23 protein-coding genes and 2 tRNA genes are annotated in these 25,187 nt (G+C 67.2%); 15 read left to right on the top strand and 10 right to left on the bottom strand.

Features of this window, described 5'->3' with window-relative positions; all coding sequences use genetic code 11:
* Positions 1-357 (bottom strand): DUF2516 family protein, encoded by a 357-nt coding sequence (locus LDO13_RS02775; RefSeq protein ID WP_224048558.1) that lies wholly within the window; start codon positions 355-357, stop codon positions 1-3.
* Positions 358-366: 9 nt separating this feature from the next.
* Positions 367-1,593, bottom strand: a complete 1,227-nt coding sequence (locus tag LDO13_RS02770; RefSeq protein ID WP_224048557.1) for a PLP-dependent transferase — start codon at positions 1,591-1,593, stop codon at positions 367-369.
* An 88-nt stretch (positions 1,594-1,681) separates the two neighbouring features.
* Between LDO13_RS02770 and tmk the strand changes: the two genes are divergently transcribed.
* The 7 genes from tmk to LDO13_RS02735 all read left to right on the top strand — a co-directional run bounded on the left by tmk (position 1,682) and on the right by LDO13_RS02735 (position 7,872).
* Positions 1,682-2,338, top strand: a complete 657-nt coding sequence (gene tmk / locus LDO13_RS02765) for a dTMP kinase (RefSeq protein ID WP_224048556.1) — start codon at positions 1,682-1,684, stop codon at positions 2,336-2,338.
* Positions 2,335-3,477, top strand: a complete 1,143-nt coding sequence (locus LDO13_RS02760; RefSeq protein WP_224048555.1) for a DNA polymerase III subunit delta' — start codon at positions 2,335-2,337, stop codon at positions 3,475-3,477. The genes tmk and LDO13_RS02760 overlap by 4 nt, the downstream gene beginning before the upstream one ends.
* Before the next feature lie 115 nt (positions 3,478-3,592).
* A complete protein-coding gene (locus LDO13_RS02755; protein WP_224048554.1) occupies positions 3,593-5,158 on the top strand; it encodes an alpha/beta hydrolase in 1,566 nt (521 codons plus the stop codon).
* Positions 5,159-5,252: 94 nt separating this feature from the next.
* A tRNA-Thr gene (locus tag LDO13_RS02750) sits at positions 5,253-5,325 on the top strand.
* A gap of 152 nt (positions 5,326-5,477) precedes the next feature.
* A complete protein-coding gene (locus LDO13_RS02745) occupies positions 5,478-5,822 on the top strand; it encodes a hypothetical protein (protein ID WP_224048553.1) in 345 nt (114 codons plus the stop codon).
* Between the two features lie 162 nt (positions 5,823-5,984).
* Positions 5,985-6,524 (top strand): hypothetical protein, encoded by a 540-nt coding sequence (locus LDO13_RS02740; protein ID WP_224048552.1) that lies wholly within the window; start codon positions 5,985-5,987, stop codon positions 6,522-6,524.
* Between the two features lie 58 nt (positions 6,525-6,582).
* Positions 6,583-7,872 carry an MFS transporter gene (locus LDO13_RS02735; protein ID WP_224048551.1) on the top strand — a complete coding sequence of 430 codons (1,290 nt, stop codon included), beginning with the start codon at positions 6,583-6,585 and terminating at the stop codon, positions 7,870-7,872.
* A gap of 37 nt (positions 7,873-7,909) precedes the next feature.
* On the opposite strand, the gene LDO13_RS02730 is transcribed toward LDO13_RS02735, so the two are convergent.
* The gene (locus LDO13_RS02730; RefSeq protein WP_224048550.1) at positions 7,910-8,383 is read right to left on the bottom strand and encodes a hypothetical protein; all 474 of its coding nucleotides are present in this window, start codon (positions 8,381-8,383) and stop codon (positions 7,910-7,912) included.
* Positions 8,384-8,454: 71 nt separating this feature from the next.
* On the opposite strand from LDO13_RS02730, the gene LDO13_RS02725 reads away from it, so the two are divergent.
* The 3 genes from LDO13_RS02725 to LDO13_RS02715 all read left to right on the top strand — a co-directional run bounded on the left by LDO13_RS02725 (position 8,455) and on the right by LDO13_RS02715 (position 10,213).
* Positions 8,455-9,411, top strand: a complete 957-nt coding sequence (locus LDO13_RS02725) for a hypothetical protein (RefSeq protein ID WP_224048549.1) — start codon at positions 8,455-8,457, stop codon at positions 9,409-9,411.
* Positions 9,412-9,447: 36 nt separating this feature from the next.
* Positions 9,448-9,627, top strand: a complete 180-nt coding sequence (locus LDO13_RS02720) for a hypothetical protein (RefSeq protein WP_224048548.1) — start codon at positions 9,448-9,450, stop codon at positions 9,625-9,627.
* 208 nt (positions 9,628-9,835) lie between these two features.
* The gene (locus LDO13_RS02715) at positions 9,836-10,213 is read left to right on the top strand and encodes a hypothetical protein (RefSeq protein WP_224048547.1); all 378 of its coding nucleotides are present in this window, start codon (positions 9,836-9,838) and stop codon (positions 10,211-10,213) included.
* Between the two features lie 134 nt (positions 10,214-10,347).
* Here the strand turns inward: LDO13_RS02715 and LDO13_RS02710 are convergent, their stop codons facing one another.
* From LDO13_RS02710 to LDO13_RS02680, 7 genes are all read right to left on the bottom strand, one after another.
* On the bottom strand, positions 10,348-11,193 hold the full coding sequence (locus tag LDO13_RS02710; RefSeq protein ID WP_224048546.1) for an aldo/keto reductase: 846 nt from the start codon (positions 11,191-11,193) through the stop codon (positions 10,348-10,350).
* Between the two features lie 107 nt (positions 11,194-11,300).
* Entirely contained in the window at positions 11,301-11,756 is a 456-nt protein-coding gene (locus tag LDO13_RS02705) for a hypothetical protein (RefSeq protein WP_224048545.1), read from the bottom strand.
* A gap of 7 nt (positions 11,757-11,763) precedes the next feature.
* Positions 11,764-12,438: a bacterial proteasome activator family protein gene (locus tag LDO13_RS02700; RefSeq protein WP_224048544.1), complete on the bottom strand. Its 675-nt coding sequence runs from the start codon at positions 12,436-12,438 to the stop codon at positions 11,764-11,766.
* A gap of 196 nt (positions 12,439-12,634) precedes the next feature.
* A complete protein-coding gene (locus tag LDO13_RS02695) occupies positions 12,635-12,826 on the bottom strand; it encodes a YbdD/YjiX family protein (RefSeq protein ID WP_224048543.1) in 192 nt (63 codons plus the stop codon).
* 13 nt (positions 12,827-12,839) lie between these two features.
* Positions 12,840-15,140: a carbon starvation CstA family protein gene (locus tag LDO13_RS02690; RefSeq protein WP_224048542.1), complete on the bottom strand. Its 2,301-nt coding sequence runs from the start codon at positions 15,138-15,140 to the stop codon at positions 12,840-12,842.
* Between the two features lie 197 nt (positions 15,141-15,337).
* A complete protein-coding gene (locus tag LDO13_RS02685) occupies positions 15,338-15,874 on the bottom strand; it encodes a PadR family transcriptional regulator (protein WP_224048541.1) in 537 nt (178 codons plus the stop codon).
* Between the two features lie 132 nt (positions 15,875-16,006).
* Positions 16,007-16,990: an NAD(P)H-quinone oxidoreductase gene (locus tag LDO13_RS02680; protein ID WP_224048540.1), complete on the bottom strand. Its 984-nt coding sequence runs from the start codon at positions 16,988-16,990 to the stop codon at positions 16,007-16,009.
* A 172-nt stretch (positions 16,991-17,162) separates the two neighbouring features.
* Between LDO13_RS02680 and LDO13_RS02675 the strand changes: the two genes are divergently transcribed.
* The 5 genes from LDO13_RS02675 to LDO13_RS02655 all read left to right on the top strand — a co-directional run bounded on the left by LDO13_RS02675 (position 17,163) and on the right by LDO13_RS02655 (position 25,131).
* Positions 17,163-17,250 (top strand) — tRNA-Ser (locus LDO13_RS02675).
* Positions 17,251-17,557: 307 nt separating this feature from the next.
* Positions 17,558-18,361 carry a VOC family protein gene (locus LDO13_RS02670; RefSeq protein WP_224048539.1) on the top strand — a complete coding sequence of 268 codons (804 nt, stop codon included), beginning with the start codon at positions 17,558-17,560 and terminating at the stop codon, positions 18,359-18,361.
* A gap of 367 nt (positions 18,362-18,728) precedes the next feature.
* On the top strand, positions 18,729-23,282 hold the full coding sequence (locus LDO13_RS02665) for an ExeM/NucH family extracellular endonuclease (RefSeq protein ID WP_224048538.1): 4,554 nt from the start codon (positions 18,729-18,731) through the stop codon (positions 23,280-23,282).
* A 185-nt stretch (positions 23,283-23,467) separates the two neighbouring features.
* Positions 23,468-24,910, top strand: coding sequence for a glycosyltransferase family 2 protein (locus LDO13_RS02660; RefSeq protein ID WP_224048537.1), 1,443 nt, complete (start codon positions 23,468-23,470; stop codon positions 24,908-24,910).
* A 29-nt stretch (positions 24,911-24,939) separates the two neighbouring features.
* Positions 24,940-25,131 carry a hypothetical protein gene (locus LDO13_RS02655; protein WP_224048536.1) on the top strand — a complete coding sequence of 64 codons (192 nt, stop codon included), beginning with the start codon at positions 24,940-24,942 and terminating at the stop codon, positions 25,129-25,131.
* Positions 25,132-25,187 lie beyond the last annotated feature (56 nt).

The raw sequence follows: 25,187 nt of genomic DNA, 5'->3' as shown, positions 1-25,187 counted from the left end.
TCACCAGGGGCCGTAGGGACCCATGTTGCGGCTCCCGCCGCGGCCGGCGTCCTTGACCGCCGGGCGGACGTCGGCGAGGTAGACGGACGCTGCCGTCACCGCGACAAGTCCGAAAAGCCCCAGTGGGCCCAGGAGGCCTCCGCCCCCGCCGCCCAGGAGGGAGAGCAGGCCCACGGCCAGGGCGCCGCCGGTGACGGCCAGCCAGAAGGTCTTGGTGCGCTTGGACACGGCTTCGAAGGCATTCGCCTTGTGACGCAGGCAGTCAAAGAACGCCCACACCTCGAGGGCGAGTGCTACGAGGGCCAGGAGAAAATAGATCCCTGTTTCGACATAGTAAATAAGCGCTCTTCCGTCCATCCCCCCAGCCTAGCCGTCCAACGTCGCCAAGGCCTGTTCCAAATCGGCCCAAAGATCCTCGACGTTTTCGATCCCGATGCTCATCCGGACCAGGTTGTCCGGCACACTGGCCGGCTCGGCCAGGTGGCGGCGCCGCCGTTCGATCAGGGACTCCACGCCGCCCAGCGAAGTGGCCGGCAGCCACAGCTTAAGGGCCTGGATCATCCTGTCCGCCGCGTCAGCTCCGCTGAGGCCGCCGTCGAGGCCACCGTCGCCGCTGCCGCTGTTTCCGCCGCCGGCGATCGGGGCCATTTCGATGCACAGCACCGAGCCGAACCCCTTCATCTGGCTTTTGGCCCGTTCGTGGCCGGGATCCGAGGGGAGGCCCGGGAAACGGATGCTGCCGACCCGGGGGTGCGTGCTCAGCCGCTCGGCCAGCACCGCCGCCGAGGCCTGCGACCGCTCGACCCGCAGGGCCAGCGTGCGCAGCCCGCGCAGCGCCAGCCAGGCCTCGAAGGGTCCCGCGATGCCGCCGTGGATCGTGCGGTGGTGCAGCAGCGAGGCGCGGAGTCCGGCGTCGGACGTCACCAGGGCGCCGAGCACAACGTCGGAGTGGCCGGAGAGGTACTTCGTCACCGAATGCAGGACGACGTCGGAACCCAGCGCCAGCGGCTGCTGCACGAGGGGGGTGGAGAACGTGTTGTCGGTGACGACGACGGCGCCCGCCGCGTGCGCGGCGGCGGTCAGCGCACGGATGTCCGCGACGCCCAGCATCGGATTGGTGGGGCTCTCCAGCCAGAGCATGCTGGCGGGCCGCCCGTCCGCCGGGGCGAGCTGCGCCAGGACGGCGTCGGTGTCCGCAATGTCTACCGTCCGCAGTTCCAGGAAGCCTTTCTCGGCAAGTTCCGTGGCCATCACCAGGGAACCTGCGTAGCTGTGGGACGGCATGACCAGCACTCCCCCGGCGGGAACCAGGGACAGGGCCGAACTGACGGCAGCGAGGCCGGAAGCGTAGAGCAGGCCCGGGAGCGCGGCGCCTTCAAGCTGGCCGAGGGCTTCCTCGAAAGGGTCCCAGGTGGGGTTGGAATACCGCCCGTAGCCGCGGTCGCCGTCGCCCAGCGGTCCGGTGCCGAAGTAGGTCGAGGAAAGCACCAGCGGAGGGTTGACCGGCTCATCACGCTGGCGCGGCGGCCGACCCGCCGCCACAACGACTGTTTCTGCGGAGAGCGCGGCTGCCTGTTCTTCGGAAAGACTCATGGTCACAGGGTACTTCGGGGCCCCGCAGGGCACCCAAGGCGTTACGCCGCGGCACGTTTCTGTCAGGGATTGTCGGTAGGCTAGAACAGTGACCACCCAGAACCCCGGACTGTTTATCGCCTTCGAAGGCGGCGACGGCGCCGGCAAGTCCACGCAGGCAGCTGAGCTGGCTGCGGCCCTTGAGTCGCGCGGCCTCACCGTGCTGCGGACCCGGGAGCCTGGCGGCACTCCGATCGGCGAGAAACTGCGCTCCCTGGTCCTGGACCACGGCCACGGCCACATCGACGCGCACACCGAAGCCCTGATCTTTGCGGCGTCCCGCGCCGCGCATGCCAGCCAGGTCATCCGCCCCGCCCTCGAACGCGGCGAAATTGTCCTCACCGACCGCTACATCGACTCCTCGGTGGCCTACCAGGGCGCCGGCCGCGACCTCGGCACCGACGCCGTCCGGGATATCAACAATTGGGCCACCGCGGGCCTGCAGCCGGACCTTACGGTGCTGCTCGACGTCGACCCGGAAGTCGGCCGCCGCCGCCGGACGGCGGGCGACGCGGCCGAGGACCGGCTGGAATCCGAGGCCGATGAATTCCACGCCAGGATCAGGACCGCCTTCCTCAACCTCGCCGCGTCCCGGCCGGAGCAGTACCTCGTCCTCCCCGCCCACCTCCCGGTCGACCAACTGGCTGCCAGGATCCTCGAGAGGGTGGAGTCCCTGCTGCCACTCCACCGCGCGGTGAAGTCATGAGCGTCTGGGAGGACCTCCAGGGCCAGCCCGCCGTCGTCGAGCAGCTGCGCCTGGCAGCCCGGGGTGAGGGCCTGACCCATGCCTGGCTTTTCACCGGCCCGCCGGGTTCCGGCCGGTCCAACGCGGCGAAGGCCTTTGCCGCCGCGTTGAACTGCGACCAGGAAGACGTCAGCCTGCGCGGCTGCGGCGAATGCCCAGCTTGCTTGACGATCCTGGGCGAAACACACTCCGATGTGGCCTTTGTGCGCACCGAAAAGGTCACTATCACGATTAACGAAGCCCGCGACCTGGTCTCTACCGCCGGGAACCGGCCCTCCTCGGCCCGCTGGCGCATCATCGTCGTGGAGGACGCGGACCGGATGGCGGAACGCACCACGAATGTGCTGCTCAAGGCGATCGAGGAACCCACCCCCCGCACCATCTGGATGCTGTGCGCGCCCTCCCCCGCCGACGTACTGGTGACCATCCGCTCCCGTTGCCGCCCGGTGGCACTGCGGCTTCCGCCTGCGGCCGACGTCGCGGCCCTTCTGGTCAAGCGCGACGGTATCGACCCGGCGGTCGCCGAAAGCGCGGCCAGGGCAGCGCAAAGCCATGTCGGGATCGCACGCCGGCTGGCACGGGATCCCGAAGCCCGCGACCGTCGGCTCGAAACAGTGCGGTTCCCGCTCGGCCTCCGAGGTGTCACCGCCGCGGTGCTTATGGCCGAGAAGCTGGTCAAGATCGCCACCGAGGAAGCCAACAGCTCCAACGAAGAGCGCGACGCGGCCGAGAAAGCCGCCTTGCTCGCCACGCTCGGCGCGCCCGAAAGCGGCACGCTGCCGGCAGCCATGCGCGGGCAGGTGAAGCAGCTCGAGGACGACCAGAAACGCCGTGCCAAGCGTTCGGTGACCGACTCACTGGACCGCACGCTGACCGACCTGCTGTCTTTCTACCGGGATGTGCTGATCATCCAGATGGGGAACGCCGTGGAACTGGTCAACGTTGAACTCAGGAGTGAACTCGTTGAGTTTGCCAGCCACTCCTCCGCAGAAACCACCCTTGCCCGCATGGATGCCATCAACAAGGCCCGCAACCGGATCACGACCTCCAACGTGGCCCCGCTGCTGACCATCGAGTCCATGGCCGCCAGCCTCATCTGAGGGAACATGCAGTGACCCCTTCCCCGGTGAACCGACCATCCGACCCGCCCCGTCCGCCCGCATGGCGGGAGGCGGAAGCCCCTCCGCTCCGATCCGATCCTCCAAGGAGAACCGTATGAAGTCTGCACGAGCAGTGTCCGCCAGATCCCGATCCGTAGCGATCGGCCTGCGGGCAGCCGGCGCCATGGCCCTGGCCCTGGTGCTCGCCTCGTGCAGCCTCTTCGGCGGCGACAGCGGGGCGAAGAGCCCCAGCACACCGAATCCTGAGATCGCCGACGCCGCGCCCGCCGATCTCCGCAGCTACTACACGCAGAAGGTCGAGTGGGTCCCGTGCGAGTCGGACTTCACCTGCGCCAAGATCAAGGTCCCGATGGACTACAGCAAACCGGATGGAGACAGCATTGAAATCGCGGCCCTGAAGCTGTCTACCAAGAGCAACAGCAAGAAGGGCAGCCTGCTGGTCAACCCCGGCGGCCCCGGCGGCTCCGGCTACGACTTTGTCCGCGACGCCGGTTCCACCAACATCTCGGAGAAGGTCCGCACCAACTACGACATCGTCGGTTTCGATCCGCGCGGCGTGAACCGCTCCGCCCCGGTCACATGCCTCACCGACCAGGAACGCGACGCCTCCCGGGCGAAGACCTATGCGCTTGACACCGACGCCGGGCTGGCCGAGGCCCTCGCAGACAACAAGGCCATCGCCGCCAAGTGCGCAGAAAAGACCGGCCCCGTGCTCGGCCACCTCGACACTGTCAGCGCCGCCAAGGATCTCGACATTCTGCGCGGTGTGCTCAATGACGGCAAGCTCAACTACCTCGGATACTCCTACGGCACCTTCCTCGGCTCCACCTACGCCTCACTCTTCCCGGACAACGTCGGCCGGATGGTCCTCGACGGCGCGATGGATCCCTCGCTGAGCTACGAGGAGCTGACGAACGGACAGGCGAAGGCGTTCGAGAAAGCCATCCTGGCCTACGTCACGCATTGCCTCGACAGCAGCGGCTGTCCGCTCAGCGGTACCCCGGAGGAGGCTGTTGGCCAGATCCAGGACATCATCAAGGCTGTGGAGGCGGACCCAATGTCCGCGAAGGACGGCCGCGTGGTCAACGCCTCAATGTTTGTCAGCGGCTTCATCCTGCCGTTCTACAACGATGACAACTGGCCCGTGCTGACCCAGGCCCTGGGCAGCGCGCTCAAGGGTGACGTGTCGCCGATGCTCCGGCTCGCCGACTTCGGCGCCGACCGGGAGCCGAACGGCAAGTACTCCGGGAATTCGACGTTTGCCTTCGGCGCCATCAACTGCCTGGACTACCCCATGGTGACGGACACGGCCGGAATGCGTGCGGATGAGCAGCAACTCCGCCAGGCCTCCCCCACGCTCGGCTACTACTTCGCCTACGGTGGCACCAACTGCAAGGACTGGCCGTACCAAAGCGTTCGGACCCCGGCACCTGCGGAGTACAAGGGTTCCACCGACATCGTCGTGATCGGCACTACGGGCGACCCGGCTACCCCCGTGGAATGGGCCAGCGAGCTGCGCAAGCAGCTGGGAACAGCCGCACTTCTGACGTGGAAGGGCGAGGGCCACACGGCCTACGGCCGCTCCAACGACTGCATCGGCAATGCCGTGGACAGTTACCTGGTGGACGGCAAGACACCGGCCGACAACACCGTCTGCTGAGGCGTCCGACACTCATTTTGACCCGGGCCGGACGACTCTACTACAGTTGTCTCTGGCATGAATCGCCCGGGTCATCCGGGCACTTGATGCGGTTGCTTCCTTAGCTCAGTTGGTAGAGCGTCTCACTCGTAATGAGAAGGTCGCCAGTTCGATTCTGGCAGGAAGCTCGAGAAGAACCCCTGGAAATCAACGATTTCCGGGGGTTCTGTCGTTTTTTGACGGTGGGACTGGGTGGCGACCATGCAAGCGACGGCTCCCTGCCTGGGATAAGGGAAAAAGACCCTATCTCCGGGCGTGCCGGATATGCCAAAGTGTCGCCATGCCTACACTTCTAGGGATTTTCGTCATCGTGCTGATGATCGCCTACTGGCAGTGGACGCTGGCCGGGATCGCCCTTTGGATCTTCTTCCGCATCATGTGGCGCCATGTCAGCAAGGCCGCCGCCCCGCATCCGAAGCCGAAGCAGCAGCGGGCACTCAAGCCCGAGCCCGTCCGGACCAAGCCGGTACGCGAGGGCGTCCTGCAGTCCCCACCTAGGCCCAAACCTGTGCCGGCGCGTGAACTGCCGGCACAGGACTACCTGCCCAGATGGACCACCACGCGCCGGTTTTACACCAATCGCGAACATGACGACTGGCAGCGGCTGTTCGACAACGTGGCTTAGCATAGCCCCGCGCCGTCAGGGAAACACGCGGTAGGGCCCCGGGGCGGTGCCCTACGAAGGCAGTTCAGTTCGGCGATTTAGGTCGGCGTCCTGCCGATCTGCCGCCAACGCTCCCCGCCAGGGTCCCAGCCAGGCGCCCTCCGCGCCTCTACGATGGATCGGGTGAAGACCACAAAAGGGGCCTGCTACACGGTCACGGCCGCGCTGATGCTGGCATCCGCGCCCCTGATCCTCGCATTGCCGGCCATCGGCGCCCCCTGCGACCCCGTGGGAGGGATCGTCCCGGCCCTGATCTGCCCGTCGTCCCCGGACCGCCCAAAACCCAAGGCAACGCCTGTTCCGACAGCAAGCGCCACCGGCGTTCCGACCTCACCCACGGCCCCGCCTGGAAAGGGCCCGGCTCCGCGCCCCTCAGCGGTACCTGCTCCGACAGGAACCCAGGCGGCTGCAGCGCCTACCGCCGACCCCGGCGCCCAGCCGCCGGCCGGGACTTCGCCGACCACCACTTCTCCGGCCGATGGCAGCATGGCCACCCCGGCCCCGTCAGCGCCCGCCCCGACGGCAACGGCAGGCGTTTTCGCCGCCGAGTCGCCGGCCTCCCGGGACCTGGATGGCCGCATCGTCGCCGGCGCGCTCCTGCTGGCACTCGGTGGCCTGCTGGCCATCGCGTGGGTTTTCCTGGACATCCGGACCTCCGCCTGACACCAAGCGGTTCTGCCGGGCCCTTGTCCCGCCGCGCTACGTCCGCGAGCCTTGGGAAATGAACCGGCCCCACCAAAACTTCCCAACCCGCGGGCGGGCCAAGGGGCCTGCACGTGACGGGGCGCACCGGCGCGTGCTCTGGGGCCCGGTGATCGGACTCGGGCTCGTCAGCCTGGCCGCCGACGTCGTTTCCGACGGCGCCCGGCCGCTGGCTGGTCCCCTGCTCGCCCAGTTGGGTGCCTCCGCACTGGCCGTCGGTCTGGTGACGGGTGCCGCCGAAGCTGCGGCACAGGGACTCAGGCTGATCTTCGGCCCCTGGGCAGACCGCACCCGCAGATACTGGACGTTCACGCTGACCGGCTACGCCCTCACCGCTGTCTGCGTTCCCCTGCTCGCCGTCGCACCTCTGGCCGGAACGTCCGGACTGGTTCTGGCTTCCGTGCTGATCATCGGCGACCGGATCGGAAAAGCCGTCCGCAGCCCGGCAAAGACGGTGTTGCTGGCCGCGGTCGCCAAACCGGTCGGCCGGGGCCGCGGCTTCGCCGTCCACAAGTCCCTCGACCTTGTCGGAGCCCTGCTCGGACCCATCCTGGTCGCCGCGGTCCTCACGGCCACCGGAAACCTCTCGGCAGCCTTCGCTGTGCTGTCCATTCCCGCGGCGGCGGCCATGTTCCTGCTGTTGTGGCTGCGCCGCCGGATCCCGGATCCCGGCACCGGCCGGCCCCCGGCGGTCCCGGCCGGCCCGCATCAGGAAACTGCAGTCGATCCGGCGCCTGCGGGTGTGGTCGGCCGTCCGGCGTCGTTGTTCACCCGGAGCTTTGTCCTGTTCGCTGCCGCCGCCTTCTGCTGGAGTGCCGGCCTGGTTGCCTTCGGGGTTATCTCCTTCCACCTCACGACGACGGCGGCCGTTCCGGTGTCCGTGGTCGCGCTGCTGTACGCGGCTGCGATGGCGGCGGCTGCCCTCGGCGCCCTTGCCAGCGGAGCCCTCTACGACCGGTCCGGAGCCTGGGTGCTCCTCACGATTCCCGTGCTAACCACCGCCGTGCCGGTGCTGGCCCTGGCCCCGGCGGCCGGGCTGGCGTTCACCGGGGTACTCGCGTGGGGCATCGCACTGGGCATCCAGGACTCGACCGTCAAGGCGCTGCTCGCCGACCTGGTGCCGGAACAGCGCCAGGGAACGGCGTACGGCGTTTTCGCTGCTTTTCAAGGGGCCGGGGCGCTGGCGGGCGGGGTCCTGTACGGCGCCCTCTATGACACCCGTCCACTGCTGATCGCGTCAGTGGCGGTCCTGCAGCTGCTCGCGTTCGTGGTGCTGGTTGTCGCCCTGCGCGGCAAGCGCGGTCCCTAGCCGCAGCCGTCGCTGATCGGCACGGCCAGGGACCGGGTTAAGCGGCCCAGACCGAGGCCGCGCCGGAATGGCCTGTGATGATGCTCTGGTAGATAAAGAAGGCCCCCGCAGCCGCCGCGAGAACCAGAAGGGCCAACCGGACGCCGCGGTTCGTCCGCAGGCGGCCCAGGAAGGAGAAGTGCCGGCCTATGGGGTCATAGCTCGCGATCAGCGCCGCGGTGACGACCACGAAGAAGACCACGGATACGGCCTTGAGCACGTCCCCCTGCTCCGCATGTTCCCTGATCAGGGCCGAAGCGGGGCGGGTCTCCTCTAGCTGCTCCCCTGCCTGCGCCGTGAGCAGGGACAGCGGAACAAGGCCCAGGGACAGCACTCCCAGCGGCCAGGCCAGCTGGCTGCGCCACCGCGGCACCGCGGCAAACACGATAGCGGCCAGTCCGGCGATCGGCGCCAGCACCACGACGGCGTGGATGAGCAGGATATGCGCCGGGAGCCCCGCAATTTCGATCATGAGTGCCTTGCCTCCTGGAAAATGGTCCGGTGGCGGCGGAATTGCCGGGGCCGGGCTTCTATGATTCTTGCATGGGAGATCAGGGGCTGGCCGACGTTGCCGCACAGCTCTATGCGCTTCCGTTCGACGAATTCGTCTCCGCCCGGACAGCCGCAGCCAAAGACGCGGCCGCCGCGAAAGAGCTGCGGTCCTTTGCCGCAGAAGTGCGGTCCCTGCCCAAGCCGTCCGTCGCGGCATGGACGGTGAACATGCTCGCCGCCCGGCGGCCGGAGACCCTCCGCGACCTCGCCGGGCTGGGGCAGTCGATGCGCGCCGCGCAATCCTCCCTCGACGCACCGGAACTCCGCCGGCTCGGACAGGAACGACGCCAACTGCTAAGCGGCGCGGTCAAGGAAGCACAGGCAGTCACCGAACAGCTGGGCCGGAAGATCAGCGGCGCGATCGCGGCGGAAGTGGAAGCAACGCTGCGCGCGGCCACAGCCGATGCAGGGGCAGCGGCAGCCGTGCAGTCCGGCCGTCTCCTCCGGGCACTGTCCGCCGACGGCGTCGACGTCGTGGATCTTTCGGGTGCGGTTGCGCTGCCCGGGCTCGTGGTCCCGGCGGGTCCCGCGCCCAGCCCATCCGACGAGGCGGTCCCGACCGAAACCACACGCCCGAACGAGGCGGAGCAGCCCCGCCTGCGAGCTGTCCGCCCCGAACCCCGGAAAACCTCTCCCTCCGCGCTGGAACGGGCCCGGTCGCTTCTCCAGGAGGCCGAAGAGGCCGCCGAAGCCGCCGCTCTGGAAGCTCGGCAGGATGAGGAGGAGCTTGCCTCGTTGACCGCCCTGACCACGGAACTCTCCGACACGGCGCGCAGGCTGCGCGGGCAGCTTGCCCAGTGCGAACAGGAACTCAAAGCTGCCGGGAAACGGCGCGAACTGGCCCTGGCCGAGGCCCAGCAGGCGGCACGGGCTGCGGAAAAGGCGCGGCGCACCGCGGACCTTGCCCGGGAACGGGTGCTGCGGCTTGGCAACACGCCGGACCCATGAGCTCATAGTGTCGGAGGCCGGCTGCACACTTAATTCATGGAAACCACGCAGTACTTTGAAGTCACGTATCTGGACACGGATTGTGGCCGCATCCGCGCCGAGGCTTTCGATGCCCTTGCCGACGCCGAACGTTTCGCCAGCCGCCAGGCCGCCGGCGAGCATGGCTGGGCCACCATCGACGCGGTGCCGGTAAGGGAAAGCCGGAAGGCCGCTTAGCTGCTTCTCACGATCCGATGGATCCCCGGCTGGCGTGACCAATACACCCACACTGGGCGGTTGCCGCTGGGGCCCGTCTGGGCATCAGCGGGACCTCGACAGGGGTTTGGGCCGGGCCAATAATTGTAAGGGGACGTCTGCTCATAGCGGGGCGCGGGATTTCCGTCCCCGCCTGCGGGCGGGATCCGAATGCCCTCGGGAGGGCAACATGACTGATTTCGTTGTGTATCTCGACACCTCCGAGGTCCGCCCCGGGAAGCTTGGCGAGCTCAAAGTCGCGATGGCGGACCTTGCGAGCTTCGTCGAAGCCAATGAGCCGCGGATCATCGCCTACAACGTTTACTTCTCAGGCGACGGCAGCCGCATGAGTGTTCTTCACATCCACGAGGACCTAGCGTTGCTGAATTTCCACATGTCGGTAGCCGGCCCCCTCTTCCCGCCGATAGCGCCTCTGGTCAACCTTCTGACGATTGAAATCTTTGGCGCGGTCAACGACGCACTTTTGGAACAGCTTGTGGCCAAGGCCCGTATTCTGGGCGGGACCGTCATCATCCACGACTTTGGTTCAGGATTCGCCAGGGTGTGAGCCGGCCAAAGCCGACCCCCAGGGCGGGACCGCAGAGGTCACCGGGCAGCAGAAAGGCCCCCACCCTGTCGGGTGAAGGCCCTGCTGCGGTTCACGCCGATTTAGCCGGCAGTCCGGCCGGCTAGGCGCGTGGCTTAGGCGAAGTCCGAGACTGCCGGGTCGGGGCCGATGCGGCCGGCGCCCTCAGCTGAGTTGTCCAGGCCGTTGATGGCCTGCACATCGGTCTCATCCAGGCTGACATCCAGCGCTGCGTAGTTCTCACGGATGCGGGATTCCGTGACGGACTTGGGGATGACAACGTTGCCGATGGCCAGGTGCCAGGCGATGACCACCTGCGCCGGGGTGGCGCCGTGCTTGGCCGCGATCTGGCCGATCACGGCGCTCTCCAGCAGCTCCCCGCCCTGCCCCAGCGGCGACCAGGCCTGAGTGAGAATGCCCTTGGAGGCATTGAACTCGCGCAGCTCGGCCTGGTTGAAGAACGGGTGCAGTTCAACCTGGTTGATGGCCGGCACGACGCCGGTCTCGTCAATTAGGCGCTGCAGGCCCTCCTTGGTGAAGTTGGAGACGCCGATCGTCTTGACGCGTCCCTGCTTCTGCAGCTCGATGAGAGCCTTCCAGGTGTCCACGTACTTGTCCTGCTTCGGCTGCATCCAGTGGATCAGGTACAGGTCCAGCGTCTCCAGGCCCAGACGCTCCATGGATTCTTCGAAAGCCTTCAGCGTGGACTCGTAGCCCTGGTCCGCGTTCCACAGCTTGGTGGTGATGAAGATTTCCTCGGGAGTGAGGCCCGATCGCTCGATCGCACGCCCCACCCCCGCCTCGTTGCCGTAGATCTTGGCGGTGTCGATGTGGCGGAAGCCGGCTTCGAAGGCCTGGACGACCACCTTCTCGGCGACGTCGTCTTCAACCTGCCACACTCCGTAGCCGAGCTGGGGAATGGTGTTGCCGTCATTGAAAGTCAGTACCGGTGAGAAAGTCATCCAGCCATCCTGCCAACGCCCGCCCCGGACCGCCAGCGCAAAGGGCACAGCTAAGCTAGGCGCTTAACCGGGAATTTAGGTAGGCAAGCGCGGAGCGACGCGGCATCTCAGTCCGCGGCGGCTGCCTCCGCAAGCCGCCGTTCGGCGTCGCTGACCTGTTCCAGCACCGACGCTGCGCGGCGCCGTACCGACGCCGCGCCGGCGGGGACGGGACCGACGGCGAGGCGGAGCATCGCAGCTGCTTCGGCTGTGGTCGCCAAGGAGTTTCCGGCCGTGGACAGGGCGCGGTGGACTCCGGCCAGGGTTCCCGGGATGTCGAGTCCCTCGCTGGGGGCGCGGCGCTGGGCCTCGACACAGACCTGCCGGACCCGCCCGGAGAGCGCGGACAGCTCGTTGGCGATCTCCAGGAGCTCTGCATAGAGGGCCTCGTCCTCCACCCCCTCGAGGACCTGGTGGTAGCGGTCCAGGCCCCTGATGAAGCGGTCGTTTGCCCGCCGCCAGAGGCCCTTGCCGAGTTCGGCGTCGTCTTTGCGCCCCTGCCGGGCGGTGCTGAAGAATCCCAACGGTGCCCTACAGGTACTGGCCGGGGCCGTGGTCCGGGTCAGCGGGCACGGGAGCCCGTGAAGGGTCCTCACCGGGCCTGGGCGCGGCGGCCCGCTGGGGCTCGCCGTTCTCCCCGATGATGACGCCGGGGGCGATCACTGTTCCGGGCGGCAGCTGGCGGAGCTGAGCCTGGGCGACGGCGTGGTCCCGGGCGGCATGCTGGGCTGCGAGTGCAGTCTGGATGCCGTGGAAGAGGCCCTCCAGCCAGCCGACCAGCTGGGCCTGGGCGATCCTCAACTCCGCGTCCGACGGCGTTCCGTCCGCGGGGAAGGGCAGGGTGATCCGTTCCAGCTCCTCGACGAGTTCCGGCGCGAGGCCGTCTTCGAGTTCTTTGATGGAGCGGTCATGGATGCCGGCCAGCCGGACCCGTGCCGCGTCGTCGAGCGGTGCGGACTTCACCTCGTCCAGGAGCTGCTTCATCATGGTGCCGATGCGCATCACCTTCGCGGGTTCATCGACCAGATCCTGGAGCTGGCTGGGCCTGGGCCGAGTGGCCCCCTCGGGCCGGCCCGGCTTCTCCGGTGGTCCGGGCTGGTACCGCCCCTGTGTCCCCTGACCGTCGTCGGCAGCCGGCCGGGGATCCAGCGTGGCGCCCTCGACCGGGGCCTGGTCGGCGGGCTGAGTGTCGTGCGGATCGCTCATGGCTTCATACTCTCACGAGCCCGGAGCCGCGCACGCGGCCCGCCCCGGAGGGAGCTTCCGGGCGCACTGTGGGGCGCAACAAAGGCCCGGACACAAGTGCCGGCAACCGGCGAAACACACAGCAGAGGGCGCCGCCGGGCACTGGTGTGCCCGGCGGCGCCCTCTGTCGGCGGCAACGCTGACCAGCCGGAACCGGTCAGCAGCACCGGCCCTGCGGGTTGGCGTCCTGACGGTCCGTCTGGTCCCGCCAGAACTCCCGCTCGGTCATCGGCGGCGAGCCGTGACCGGCTTCGGCGTGGTGCGCCAGGTACTTCTCGTACGCGTCCGCCCCCATCACGCCGCCCAGATACCGCGAGAATCCCCGGAAGCCCGCAAGTATTGCGTTCATGTCTGACTCCGCCTTAGTGGTGGCCGGCTTTTTCGGCCCGCCGGTCCGCCGGCAGTTGGTTCCACGTGGCCATGAGCTCGCGCTCGGAAGCCGAGGGCACCGGGCCCGCCGGGGCGAAGGCGCGGGAAGGCAGTGCCGGATCCTCATTGTCGGTGTTGATCACGCCGGCCTTGGCGTTGCGGAACGCCTTGTAGGTGGCGATGAGCGCCGTCGTGATGACGATGATGCTGAGCACCACGAAGATGACCGAGAGCCAGCCCTGGATCGCAGTATTGCGGATCACGGCTTCCATGGCCGGGACGGTCTTGGCCGTACCGAAGGAAGTCTTCCCCTCTGCAAGTGCCTTGGAGAAGGCGGCGTTGTTGGCAAAGTAGCCCACTGCCGGAGTGGACGAGAAAATCTTCTGGTAGCTCGCCGTGATGGTGACGACGGCTGCGAACGCCATCGGGATCGCCACGATCCACAGGTACTTGAAGGAGCCCTTCTTCGCTGCGATGGCCAGGCAGACGGACAACGCGATGGCGGCCAGCAGCTGGTTGGCGATGCCGAACAGCGGGAACAGCGTGTTGATGCCGCCCAGCGGGTCCGTGACGCCCATCAGCAGCACGGCGCCCCAGGCAGCGACCATCACGGCGGTGGCGAGCCAGGCGCCGGGACGCCAGGAGTGCTCCTTGAACTTCGGGACGAAGTTGCCGATCGAGTCCTGCAGCATGAAGCGGGCAACACGCGTGCCAGCGTCGACCGCGGTGAGGATGAACAGGGCCTCGAACATGATGGCGAAGTGGTACCAGAAGCTCATCATGGCGGTGCCGCCGATGAACTGCTGCATGATGTGGGCCAGTCCGACGGCGAGGGTCGGGGCGCCGCCGGTGCGGGAAACGATGCTGGCCTCGCCGACGTTGGCGGCCGTCTCGGCGAGCATGTTCGGGCTGATATTCACGCCGGACAGTCCCAGGCTGTTGACCCAGGCGGCCGCGGTTTCCACTGTTCCGCCGGTCAGGGCGGCCGGGGCGTTCATCGCGAAGTAGAGCCCGCGGTCGATGGAGATCGCCGCGACGAGGGCCATGATGGCCACGAAGGACTCCATGAGCATGCCGCCGTACCCGATGTACCGGGTCTGGCGTTCCTTTTCGATCAGCTTTGGCGTGGTGCCGGAGGCAATGAGGGCGTGGAATCCCGACAGGGCGCCACAGGCGATGGTGACGAAGAGGAACGGGAACAACGCTCCCGGGAAGACGGGCCCGTTGTCGCGGCTGGCGTACTCACTGAAGGCCGGGACCGAGATTTCCGGACGGACCACGATGACGGCCAGGGCCAGCATCACGATCACGCCGATCTTCATGAAGGTAGAGAGGTAGTCCCGGGGAGCCAGGAGGAGCCAGACCGGCAGGATCGCGGCGACGAAGCCGTAGATGATGAGGGCCCAGGCGATGGTGACCTTGTCCAGCGTGAAGAGCGCGTGGCCCCATTCGGTGGCCGCGACGGCGCCGCCGCCGATGATGGCGGCCATGAGCAGGACAAACCCGATCAGCGAGACTTCCATGATCTTGCCGGGGCGGATGAAGCGCAGGTAGACGCCCATAAAGAGGGCAATCGGGATGGTCATGCCGACGGAGAAGACACCCCAGGGGCTTTCGGCCAGGGCGTTGACGACGACGAGGGCCAGGATGGCGACGATGATCACCATGATCAGCAGGGTGGCGATCAGCGCGGCGGTGCCGCCGATGACGCCGAGTTCCTCACGGGCCATCTGGCCGAGCGAGCGTCCGCCGCGGCGCATGGAGAAGAACATCACGACGTAGTCCTGGACGGCACCGGCGAACACAACGCCGATGATGATCCAGATTGTGCCCGGGAGGTAGCCCATCTGGGCTGCGAGGATCGGCCCCACCAGGGGTCCGGCGCCGGCGATGGCGGCGAAGTGGTGACCGAACAGGACGTTGCGGTCCGTGCGGACGTAGTCCTTGCCGTCCGCTTTGTACTCCGCGGGCGTGGCCCTGCGGTCGTTCGGCTTCAGCAGGTAGCGCTCAATAACCTTGGAGTAGAAGCGGTAGCCGATCAGGTAGGTGCACACCGCGGCGAACACGAACCAGATGGCGTTGACCGTTTCACCCCGGACGATCGCCAGCATGAACCAGGCCACGGCGCCCAGCAGGGAAATTGCCACCCAGATCGCGATTTTGGTTGGCGTCCACTTGCGTTCTTCCGCCTCGCGCACGGACTCGTCCACGGCTGTGGGCGGCAGTGCCGGGTCCGGCGTAATGCCGTCCTCGACCAGTGTGTTCTTTGGCTTGCCATCTGGCATTGTGCCCATGTCTCCTCCTTGAGAAACCCCAACCGGGCAAATCCACTCGACAGATGTGCCCCAAGGCACCCTACCAACGGCGGGGACGCCTGGGTATGCCCTTGCGCCGGGCGGCCCCGTGGGGGCGACGAACGGTTGGGCAGGGGCGTTGAACGGCGAGAGTGTTACCGGCTGGCGTTAATATTGGCACCGCTGGCCACGGGAGGCTAGGCGGGCGGCCCGACCAGCTGCATCAGCCGGGCCTCGCAGAGATCCAGCCAGCGCACCTCGGCCTCGGTCTGGAAGATCAGGGAATCCAGCACCAGCAGCCGGGCTGTATCCATTGGCCGGCGCTGGGACGCCATTTCACGCCGGGCTTTGGTGTAGTCCTGCAGAGCCCGGATGGAGACGGCGCGCTGGGCATGGATGGCGGCGCCGACGTCGACGCCGGGAAGCGTCAGTGCCAGGGCGAGCTTGATGGCCAGTTCGTTCCGCGGAGGGCTCGTTCGCGGCACAGGGGACGTGAACCAATTGCGGACCTCGGCACGCCCCTCGGGGGTAATGCTGTAGATGACGTGGCCTTCACCGTCGGCGCCGTCTTTGCGGGCAAGGCCGTCGCGCTCCAGGCGGTCGAGGGTGGTGTAGACCTGCCCGATGTTGAGGGGCCACGAGGATCCGGTGCGGTCTTCGAATTCGACCCTGAGCTGGTAGCCATAGCGTGGGCGGTCCTGCAGGAGGGCGAGGAGGCTGTTACGGATGGACATGATGCTCCCGAAGGATAGCGGGACGACAGCATACACGCGCCCCAAGACGCGTGTATACCGCGTATGGAATCACCTTACAGTCATTCGCTGTGGAGTAGCAATTCGGTGTATGTCAAGGCCGGCATATGTTTGTCACATGACCAGCAGGATCTTTCCCACATGGTCGCCGCTGTCGAAATAGCGGTGCGCGTCCGCGACCTGCTCCAGCGGGAAGGTCTTCGCCACCAGCGGCCGGACCCGACCATCGGCCAGCAGGGGCCAGACCGCGTCGCGGACGGCGTCCATGATCACGGACTTCTCCTCCACCGGCCGTGGACGCAAGGCCGTCGCAATGATCGCGGCACGCTTGCTCAGCAGCTTGCCGAGGTCCAGTTCGCCCTTGGCGCCGCCCTGCAGTCCGATCACCACCAGCCGCCCGTAGTCCGCCAGCGCGTCCACGTTCTGCTGGAGGTACTTGGCCCCGACGACGTCGAGAATGACGTCCGCGCCCTTGCCGCCGTTTTGCGCACGCAGGCTCTCAGGGAAGTCTTCCTCGGCGTAGTTGATCGCGATGTCCGCGCCGAGGAAGGCTTTGGCGGTGCCGACCTTCTCCGCGGTGCCGGCCGTGGTGGCCACCACGGCACCCAGGGCCTTCGCTAGCTGGATGGCCATCGTGCCGATTCCTCCGGTCGCCCCGTGGATGAGCACGGTCTCGCCCGGCTGCAGCTGCGCTGTCATGACCAGGTTGGAGTAGACCGTGGCCGCAACTTCCGGCAGCGATGCAGCGGTGACCAGATCGACGCCGTCGGGGATCCTCAGAACCTGGCCCGCTGGCACAGCCACCTGTTCGGCGTAGCCGCCGCCCGCCAGCAGGGCGACGACCTTGTCCCCGACGGAGAACGGCTTGGTCACCCCGGGTCCGAAACCGGCAATCCGGCCCGAGACTTCCAGCCCGGGAACCTCCGAGGCGCCGGGCGGGGGCGGGTAGTAGCCCTTGCGCTGCTGGACATCGGCGCGGTTGAGCCCGGCGGCGACGACGTCGATCAGCACCTCGCCGGTGCCGGGCACCGGGGGCGGGACGTCGCGGACCTCCAGGGCCTCGGGTCCGCCGGGCTCTGAGATATAGACAGCCTTCATGGAGAACTCCCGATTCCTAACAGACTTCATGCAGCCTCCCTTGCAGGGAGGCGCCTGTGGCACACCACGTCCGAGGCGCCTTCTCCCAGAGTAGGCGGAGGAACTACGGCTGTCCGCGAGCGCAGCTGCGTTTTTTGTTGCTGCCGACTGCCTATGAAACACTACTCGTTAGGGAAGGTTGTCCGAGCGGCCGATGGAGCTGGTCTTGAAAACCAGTGTGCGGTAACCCCGTACCAAGAGTTCGAATCTCTTACCTTCCGCGAATAATGCCCCTGGTTTTGCGCCTTGCCGCCGAGCCGGGGGCATTTTTGCGTCAGGGGCGCGGCGCGGGCGCTGTGGCGCAGCCTGCGGCGGGGGCAGATGAGGGCGGATCCGCGCCCCGAATCCGCCCTGATCTGCCCGCGCGGACCTGCCGGAGTGGGACGGACCGCTTGGCCGGTGCCGTGCATCGGGGCCCATTGAAACCGTCGGCCCCCGGGCATAGTCTCACTGTGTCTTCATCACTACCCCACAGACGCGCTGGCCCGGCAGAGCATGTCCCTGCCGCACAAGAAAGCGGGACCCACCATGCCAACACCCGACCACCCCAACGGAGCGCCGTGCTGGATCGACCTCATGACCTCCGATGTCGCAAAGGCTAAAGCGTTCTATGGCGAGCTATTTGGCTGGATTTTCGAGACCGGCGACCAGGAGAAATACGGCGGCTACATCACGGCGCTGAAGAACGGCAAGTCCGTCGCCGGAATGATGCAGAAGCAGGAAGCCCAGGCCGGCTTCCCGGACGTGTGGTCCACCTACCTGCGCACTGACGATGCCAGGGCCACGGTCAAGAGCGCGGCGGAGCACGGCGGACAGGTCCACATGGAACCCATGGACGTGCCCGGACAGGGCAGCATGGCCATGGTGGGCGACGCCACCGGCGCGGCTGTAGGCATCTGGCAGCCCGGCGAGATGAAGGGCTACGAGCTCGCGGCCGAACCGGGCACCCCCGCCTGGCACGAACTCCACGCCCGGGACTACGCCAAAGCCGTGAAGTTCTACCAGGACGTATTCGGTTGGGAAACCGAAGTCCTGAGTGACAGCCCGGAATTCCGCTACACAACGCTGGGAGCCGGAGACGACGCCAAAGCCGGGATCATGGACGCCTCCGACTACCTTCCCGCGGAAGTCCCCGCCAGCTGGCAGGTCTACTTCGCCGTCGAGGACACGGATGCCACCATCGAGAAGGCCGTCGCGATGGGAGCCGAAGTGATCGACGGACCCGACGACAGTCCGTTCGGCCGGCTGGCCACCCTCTCCGACCCCACCGGCGCGATGTTCAAAATTGTGGCCGATACCGGACAGGGAACCGAGGCCGCCGCGGACGCCTAGATGTGGGGCGGACAGTCCATTCCCGCCTAATTATCAAAATTGTTGTAAGAAATACCGGCCAGCCCCTTTCCGAAGGGCTACTGGCCGGTATTCTGCTGTGGAGCGTCCGGCGGAGGCACCAGCCGCCCACTCATAGGCACCACCAGAAACCCGGCCCCGGGCGTTCGAGTCGCTCCGGGGAGGCTGTGACGCGTTCCGCTGGGGAACGTCTCGCCGAATGCACATGCCGTACACATCGTGTTCATTCACCCCTGTTTTGCTGTGCCGGAAACTGCTTGACCAGGAGCAGCGACCGGCGAGTCCGCGGGCATCACCCGGACACATTCCACCCAGCCCTTACCCGGGCAACTAATGAGAGTTAGAGCGGATGAAACACATACCTTGGAAGACCGCGCTGGGCACAGCGCTGTCAGTGGGGCTCATCGCAGCGCCGCTGGCAGCCGTCCCGGCGTTCGCCGTGGAGGCCTCCCCGGCTGCCGGCACCTCGCCAGTCATCATCAATGAGGCGTACCTCAGCGGCGGCAGCGCCGGAGCAGCCTACAAGAACAAGTTCGTTGAGCTGTACAACACCTCGGACGCCGCGGTTTCACTGGACGGCTGGTCGCTGCAGTACCGCTCAGCCACGGGTACCGGCGTCCCGAGCACCGTTGTACCCCTCACCGGAACCATCGCGGCCAAGGGCCTCTACCTGCTCAAGGGCGGGAGCAACGGCACAGTTGGACAGGACCTGCCCGCCGCGGACGCCACGGGCACCGGCTTCAACCCCGCCATCGGCGGCGGAACCATCGTGCTGGCCAAGCAGGCAACTGCGGTATCGGGTCTCGCCACCGGCTCGGTCATCGAGCCCGCCAACGTTGCCGACCTCCTCGGGTACGGCAGCTCACTGACCTTCGAGACCCAGGCCGCCACCGCGCCGTCGGGCACCGGTGACGTCAAGAGCCTGAACCGCAGCAACGGCATCGACAGCAACAACAACGCCGCGGACCTTACCCTGAACGCCGCAATCACCCCCAAGGCCGCCAACGGTCCCGCCGCCCCCGTCGATCCTCCGGTCGATCCGGGCCCGGTCACTCCCCCGGCGGTCAAGACCATTGCCGAGATCCAGGGCAGCGGCACGGCCAGCCCGCTGGTCGGCTCCGCCGTCACCACCCGCGGCAAGGTCACCGCCGCCTTCCCCACCGGCGGATTTGCGGGCTACTACATCCAGACCCCCGGCACCGGCGGCGACCTGACGGCGGCCAACCACTCGGCGTCGGACGCCATCTTCGTCTTCTCGTCCGCCACGGCCGGTTCCGTCCAGATCGGCGACTACGTCGAGGTGACCGGCGCGGTCAGCGAATACTTCGGCATGACCCAGGTGACGGTAGCCGCCGCGGCGGACCTGAAGAAGCTCACCGAGGCAGCCCCTGAGGTCAAGGCCACCGGCTTTGCCCTGCCGGCCGAGGAAACTTTCCGCGAATCCCTCGAAGGCATGCTGCTCGCCCCGCAGGGACCCGTGACGGTGAGTGACAACTACTCGCTGAACCAGTACGGCGAAATCGGACTGGCCGGCGGCACCACCCCGCTGGAACAGCCCACCGCCGTCGCGGAATACGGTTCCGCCGCGTACACCGCCACCGTCGCCGCGAATGCCGCCCGCGGCATCAAGCTCGACGACGGCGCCACCACCAACTTCCTCAAGGACGCCACAACCAAGGCCCTGGAACTGCCGTACCTGACCACGGCGGATCCTGTCCGCGTCGGTGCACCGGTGAGCTTCAAGACCAACGTGGTGCTCAGCTACACCAACAACTCCTGGAAGTTCCAGCCGCTGACCCACCTGACCCCCGCCAACGCGGACACGGTCCAGCCGGCCGGCTTCGGCGCCACCCGTGCGGAGGCCCCGGCAGCGGTGGGCGGCAACCTCAAGATCGCCTCGTTCAACGTGCTGAACTACTTCCCGACCACCGGCGACACGATCTCCGGGTGCAAGTTCTACACCGACCGGGCGGGCAACCCCATCACCGTCAGCGGCGGCTGCAATGTCCGCGGCGCCGCCAACGCTGAGAACCTCAAGCGCCAGCAGGACAAGATCGTCGCCGCCATCTCCAAGTCCGGCGCCGACGTCGTCACCCTGATGGAGGTCGAAAACTCGGCCCAGTTCGGCAAGAACCGCGACGACGCCCTGTCCAAGCTGGTTGACGCCCTGAACATCGCCACGCCCGGCATCTGGGACTACGTCCGCACTCCCGCGAACGCACCGCCGCTGACCGACGAGGACATGATCCGCACCGCGTTCATCTTCAAGAAAGCCGCCGCGGAGCCGGTGGGCGAATCCGTCATCCTCAACGACACCGTCGCCTTCGCCAGTGCCCGCAAGCCGATGGCACAGGTGTTCAAGCCCGTCGGCGCAGCCGACGACAAGAAGTTCATCGCTATCGCCAACCACTTCAAGTCCAAGGGCTCAGCCGCCACCCCGGATGACACGGACAAGGGCCAGGGCGCCTCGAACCTGGCCCGCACCGCACAGGCCAAGTCCCTGCTCGCGTTCTCTAACGACCTGCAGGCCTCCAAGGGCACCGACAAGGTCTTCCTGATCGGCGATTTCAACTCCTACGCCAAGGAAGACCCGATCAACGTCCTCACGGCCGCCGGGTACATGAACCAGGACGAAAAGGCCAAGAACGCCGATGGTTCCGCCAAGCACTCCTACCTCTTCGGTGGCATGGTGGGCTCGCTGGACCACATCCTCGCCTCCCCAGGCGCCAACGCCGTCGTCACCGGCGCCGACATCTGGAACATCAACTCCGTGGAGTCCGTCGCCCTGGAGTACAGCCGCTACAACAACAACGTGACCGACTACTACGCCGCGGACCAGTTCCGGGCGAGCGACCACGATCCGGTGGTGGTGGGACTGAACCTTCCCGTTACCCCGGCGAGTGTTGACCTGAACTTCCTCGGGATCAACGACTTCCACGGCCGCATCGATTCCAACACCGTGTTCTTCGCAGGGACCATCGAGAAGCTGCGGGCACAGGCTGCCCCCGGTGCCACCGCGTTCCTGTCCGCGGGCGACAACATCGGCGCCTCGCTGTTCGCGTCGGCCGTTGCCAAGGACCAGCCGACCATTGATGTGCTGAACGCCCTGGAACTGCGGACCTCGGCCGTGGGCAACCACGAGTTCGACGGCGGCTGGGCCGACCTGCGCGACCGCGTCGTCGCGGGCGGCAGCAACGCCAAGTTCCCCTACCTGGGCGCCAACGTCTACAAGAAGGGCACCACCGAGCCGGTCCTGCCGGAGTACACGGTGCTCGACATGAACGGCGTCAAGGTCGCCGTGATCGGAACCGTCACGCAGGAAGTGCCGTCGCTGGTCACCCCCGCGGGCATCGCCGATCTCGAATTCGGCGACGCCGTCGACGCGATCAACCGCGTCGCAGCGAAGATCAAGGCCGGGAAGCTCGCCGACGTGATCATCGTGGAGAACCACGACGGCGCCGGCTCCGGTGTACCGGAAGGTTCCACCCTGGCGCAGGAAGTCGCCGCCGGCGGCCCCTTCGCCCGGATGGTCACCGAGGTAACCCCGGATGTTGCCGCCATCTTCAACGGCCACACCCACAAGCAGTACTCCTGGGATGCTCCGGTCCCGGGCGTTGAGGGCAAGACCCGCCCGATCGTCCAGACCGGCAACTACGGCGAGTACATCGGCCAGATCCAGCTCACCATCGACACCAAAACCATGTCGGTCACCGGCTACAAGGCCGGCAACGTCAAGCGCACCACCACCGCTGACCAGCCGGCTGACGTTCTGGTCCGCGACTACCCGCGGGTCGCCGCCGTCAAGACGATCGTTGACAAGGCCCTGGCCGACGCAGCAGTGGTCGGCAACCAGCCGGTCGGCAAGGTAACCGCGGATATCACCACCGCGTTCACGGCTGCCACCGCCACGACCCCGGCCGGACGCGATGACCGCGGCAGCGAGTCCACCCTGGGCAACCTGGTGGCGGATTCACTCGTGGATTCGCTCAAGGCTCCGGAACTCGGCGGTGCCGAGATCGGCGTCGTCAACCCGGGCGGCCTGCGCAACGAGCTGTACTTCGCGCCGGACGGGACCATCACGTACGCCGAGGCCAACGCGGTCCTGCCGTTCGTGAACAACCTGTGGACCACGTCGCTGACCGGTGCGCAGTTCAAGACGCTCCTGGAGCAGCAGTGGCAGACCAACCCGGACGGTACGGTTCCCAGCCGCGCCTACCAGCAGCTGGGCCTGTCCAAGAACGTCAACTACACCTACGACGCCGCCCGCGCCGCCGGTGACCGGATCACCTCGATCCGGATCAACGGCGCAGTGATCGACCCGGCGAAGTCCTACCGGATCGGAACGTTCAACTTCCTGGCAACGGGCGGCGACAACTTCCGCATCTTCAAGTCCGGCACCGACACCAAGGACTCCGGACTCGTGGACCGCGACGCGTGGATCAAGTACCTGCAGGCCCACAACCCTGTGGCGCCGGACTTCGCACGCCGCTCCGTTGCCGTGGTGAACACCACCGCGGCAGAGGTCAAGGGCGGGGAAGCCGTCACCCTGGCGGTCTCCAAGCTGGACCTCACCTCGCTGGGCAGTCCGGCCAACACCTCGCTGCGCGCCGAGTTCACGGATGCAAAGGGCACCGTCACGGACCTGGGGTCTGTACCGGTTTCCGCAGGTGCCGCCAGCGTGGACGTGAAGGTCCCCGCCGGCGCGGCCGCCGGCACGGGCACACTGGTGCTCACCGCCGTCGAGTCCGGCACCGTGGTGAAGACCAGCGTCCTGGTTGCGGCCAGCACGCCGGTCCCGCCGAAGTGCACCGCGCCGGTCAAACCGCAGCGGCCAGCGGACCTCGTGGGCCAGGCAAACTACGGCCAGGCCATGGCCGCCTACCGCCACTGCCTCAAGGGGTAGGTAGTTTCGTAGCCCTGCACCAGTGAGCATGCCCTCCCCCGGGCTGCAGCAACGGACATATCGCCCATATGTCCACTGCGCAGCCCGGACGGAGGGCATGCTCATTTCCCGGGTGCAGCCGCCGCCCCGCGGAGTGATACCCATGTGACAGGAGGGGCACAAGTTGCGCTGGTAGCATGTGCCCCGTGCGAAAAGGAAGATTTAATCGGGCTGTCGGCATCGTCATCGCCCTGACAGCAAGCGGTGCGGCCGCACTCCTCTGGTTTGCCGTCGCCGCCGGCGGTCCGGCGCTGAGCGAGTCCCCCGCCCACGGCCTGTTGCTCGGCTTCTGGAGCATCCTGTACAACACGGATGCACCGGCCCCCCGCGTGCTCCTGGCCGCCATAGCCCTGGCACTCCTGATGGCAGCCTTGGTGGCCACAGTGGACCGCAGGATCGCCAACCGCTCGCGCCGGTCCCTTGACCCGCTCACCGGACCGCTGGCACCCCGGGTGGTCATGTCCGCAACGCGCGGCGTCCACGCCGGTCCGGTAACGGTCACGGTGCTCATCCCGGCCCACAACGAGGAAGCCTCGCTTCCCCTGACCATCGCCTCCCTGCTGAAGCAGTCCCGCCGTCCGGACCGCGTCATTGTAGTGGCGGACAACTGCACCGACGCCACCGTAGCCCTGGCGCGCCAGGCCGGCGTCGACGTCGTCGAATCGGTGGACAACACACAGAAGAAGGCCGGCGCACTCAACCAGGTGCTGAAGCGGCTGCTTCCCGGGCTTGGCGACAACGACGTCGTGATGGTCATGGACGCGGACACCCGGCTCGACGACGGCTTCCTCGCGGCGGCGGTGGACCGCTTCAGCCACGACCGGGCGCTCATGGCGGTCGGCGGCCTGTTCTACGGCGAGGAAGGCCACGGACTCATCGGCCAGTTCCAGCGCAACGAGTACCTGCGCTACAGCCGGGAGATCGGGCGCCGGCGCGGCCGCGTTTTCGTACTGACCGGGACCGCCTCCATGTTCCGGTCCCGGGCCCTGCGCACCGTGGCGGAGAGCCGCGGAGCCTCAATCCCCGGCACCCCCGGCGACGTGTACGACACCGCCGCGCTGACCGAGGACAACGAACTGACCATCGCGCTGAAATCCCTCGGCGGGCTGATGGTCTCGCCCGCGCAGTGCACCGTGGTGACGGAGCTGATGCCCAGCTGGACAACGCTCTGGGCACAGCGGCTGCGCTGGCAGCGCGGGGCGCTGGAGAACATCGGCGCCTATGGCATGACACCGCAGACCCTGCGCTACTGGGCCCAGCAACTGGGGATCGGGTACGGCGTGATCGCCCTGGGCTCCTACCTGCTGCTGATCTTCCTGATGGTGTTCTCGCTGGACACCTGGATCTGGTTCCCGTTCTGGCTGGGGCTGGGCGTCCTGTTTATGGTCGAACGCGTCGCCACGGTGTGGAAGGGCGGATGGCGGGCCCGGCTCCTCGCACTGACCCTGTTCCCGGAACTGTTCTTCGACATGTTCCTCAATGCGGTCTACCTCAAGGGCGTCGCCGACATCTCACTGGGCCGGACAGCCAGCTGGAAACACGTCACCCATGTCCGTCCGCTCGAGACCACGGGGGCGGAACGCTCATGACCGGTATGGCCGTTGCTATCCCCGCGGGAATGCTGTTTCCCGAGTCACTCCTGCATTCCCACTGGTTCGCCATCCTTGCCACTTTCGTGGCGATCAACACCGTGATGTACGCCGCGCTGGCTGTGGCCAAGATCCTGCCCAAAGTGAACCCCTCCGACTGGATCCGCAAACGCAGTGAGCGCTCCGAAACGCGCAGCATCGACCCCGGTTCGTCCCGCTGACCACGCCGTCCCAGGGAGGGACATGCCCTCCTCCGGGCCGCGGCGATGGACACATT

Source organism: Arthrobacter sp. NicSoilB4 (genome assembly GCF_019977335.1).
Classification (GTDB): Bacteria; Actinomycetota; Actinomycetes; order Actinomycetales; family Micrococcaceae; genus Arthrobacter.
The sequence above is the reverse complement of the archived record's forward strand: the minus strand, read 5'-3'. Positions and strand labels throughout refer to the sequence as shown.

Coding starts and splice junctions, on each gene's coding strand:
- LDO13_RS02655 (WP_224048536.1), top strand. CDS start 24,940: ATGCTGTTTCCCGAGTCACTCCTGCATTCCCACTGGTTCGCCATCCTT.
- LDO13_RS02735 (WP_224048551.1), top strand. CDS start 6,583: ATGAACCGGCCCCACCAAAACTTCCCAACCCGCGGGCGGGCCAAGGGG.
- LDO13_RS02725 (WP_224048549.1), top strand. CDS start 8,455: ATGGGAGATCAGGGGCTGGCCGACGTTGCCGCACAGCTCTATGCGCTT.
- LDO13_RS02665 (WP_224048538.1), top strand. CDS start 18,729: ATGAAACACATACCTTGGAAGACCGCGCTGGGCACAGCGCTGTCAGTG.
- LDO13_RS02770 (WP_224048557.1), bottom strand. CDS start 1,593: ATGAGTCTTTCCGAAGAACAGGCAGCCGCGCTCTCCGCAGAAACAGTC.
- LDO13_RS02730 (WP_224048550.1), bottom strand. CDS start 8,383: ATGATCGAAATTGCGGGGCTCCCGGCGCATATCCTGCTCATCCACGCC.
- LDO13_RS02695 (WP_224048543.1), bottom strand. CDS start 12,826: ATGAACGCAATACTTGCGGGCTTCCGGGGATTCTCGCGGTATCTGGGC.
- LDO13_RS02715 (WP_224048547.1), top strand. CDS start 9,836: ATGACTGATTTCGTTGTGTATCTCGACACCTCCGAGGTCCGCCCCGGG.
- LDO13_RS02680 (WP_224048540.1), bottom strand. CDS start 16,990: ATGAAGGCTGTCTATATCTCAGAGCCCGGCGGACCCGAGGCCCTGGAG.
- LDO13_RS02700 (WP_224048544.1), bottom strand. CDS start 12,438: ATGAGCGATCCGCACGACACTCAGCCCGCCGACCAGGCCCCGGTCGAG.
- LDO13_RS02690 (WP_224048542.1), bottom strand. CDS start 15,140: ATGGGCACAATGCCAGATGGCAAGCCAAAGAACACACTGGTCGAGGAC.
- LDO13_RS02720 (WP_224048548.1), top strand. CDS start 9,448: ATGGAAACCACGCAGTACTTTGAAGTCACGTATCTGGACACGGATTGT.
- LDO13_RS02760 (WP_224048555.1), top strand. CDS start 2,335: ATGAGCGTCTGGGAGGACCTCCAGGGCCAGCCCGCCGTCGTCGAGCAG.
- LDO13_RS02685 (WP_224048541.1), bottom strand. CDS start 15,874: ATGTCCATCCGTAACAGCCTCCTCGCCCTCCTGCAGGACCGCCCACGC.
- LDO13_RS02670 (WP_224048539.1), top strand. CDS start 17,558: ATGCCAACACCCGACCACCCCAACGGAGCGCCGTGCTGGATCGACCTC.
- LDO13_RS02745 (WP_224048553.1), top strand. CDS start 5,478: ATGCCTACACTTCTAGGGATTTTCGTCATCGTGCTGATGATCGCCTAC.
- LDO13_RS02710 (WP_224048546.1), bottom strand. CDS start 11,193: ATGACTTTCTCACCGGTACTGACTTTCAATGACGGCAACACCATTCCC.
- LDO13_RS02755 (WP_224048554.1), top strand. CDS start 3,593: ATGAAGTCTGCACGAGCAGTGTCCGCCAGATCCCGATCCGTAGCGATC.
- LDO13_RS02775 (WP_224048558.1), bottom strand. CDS start 357: ATGGACGGAAGAGCGCTTATTTACTATGTCGAAACAGGGATCTATTTT.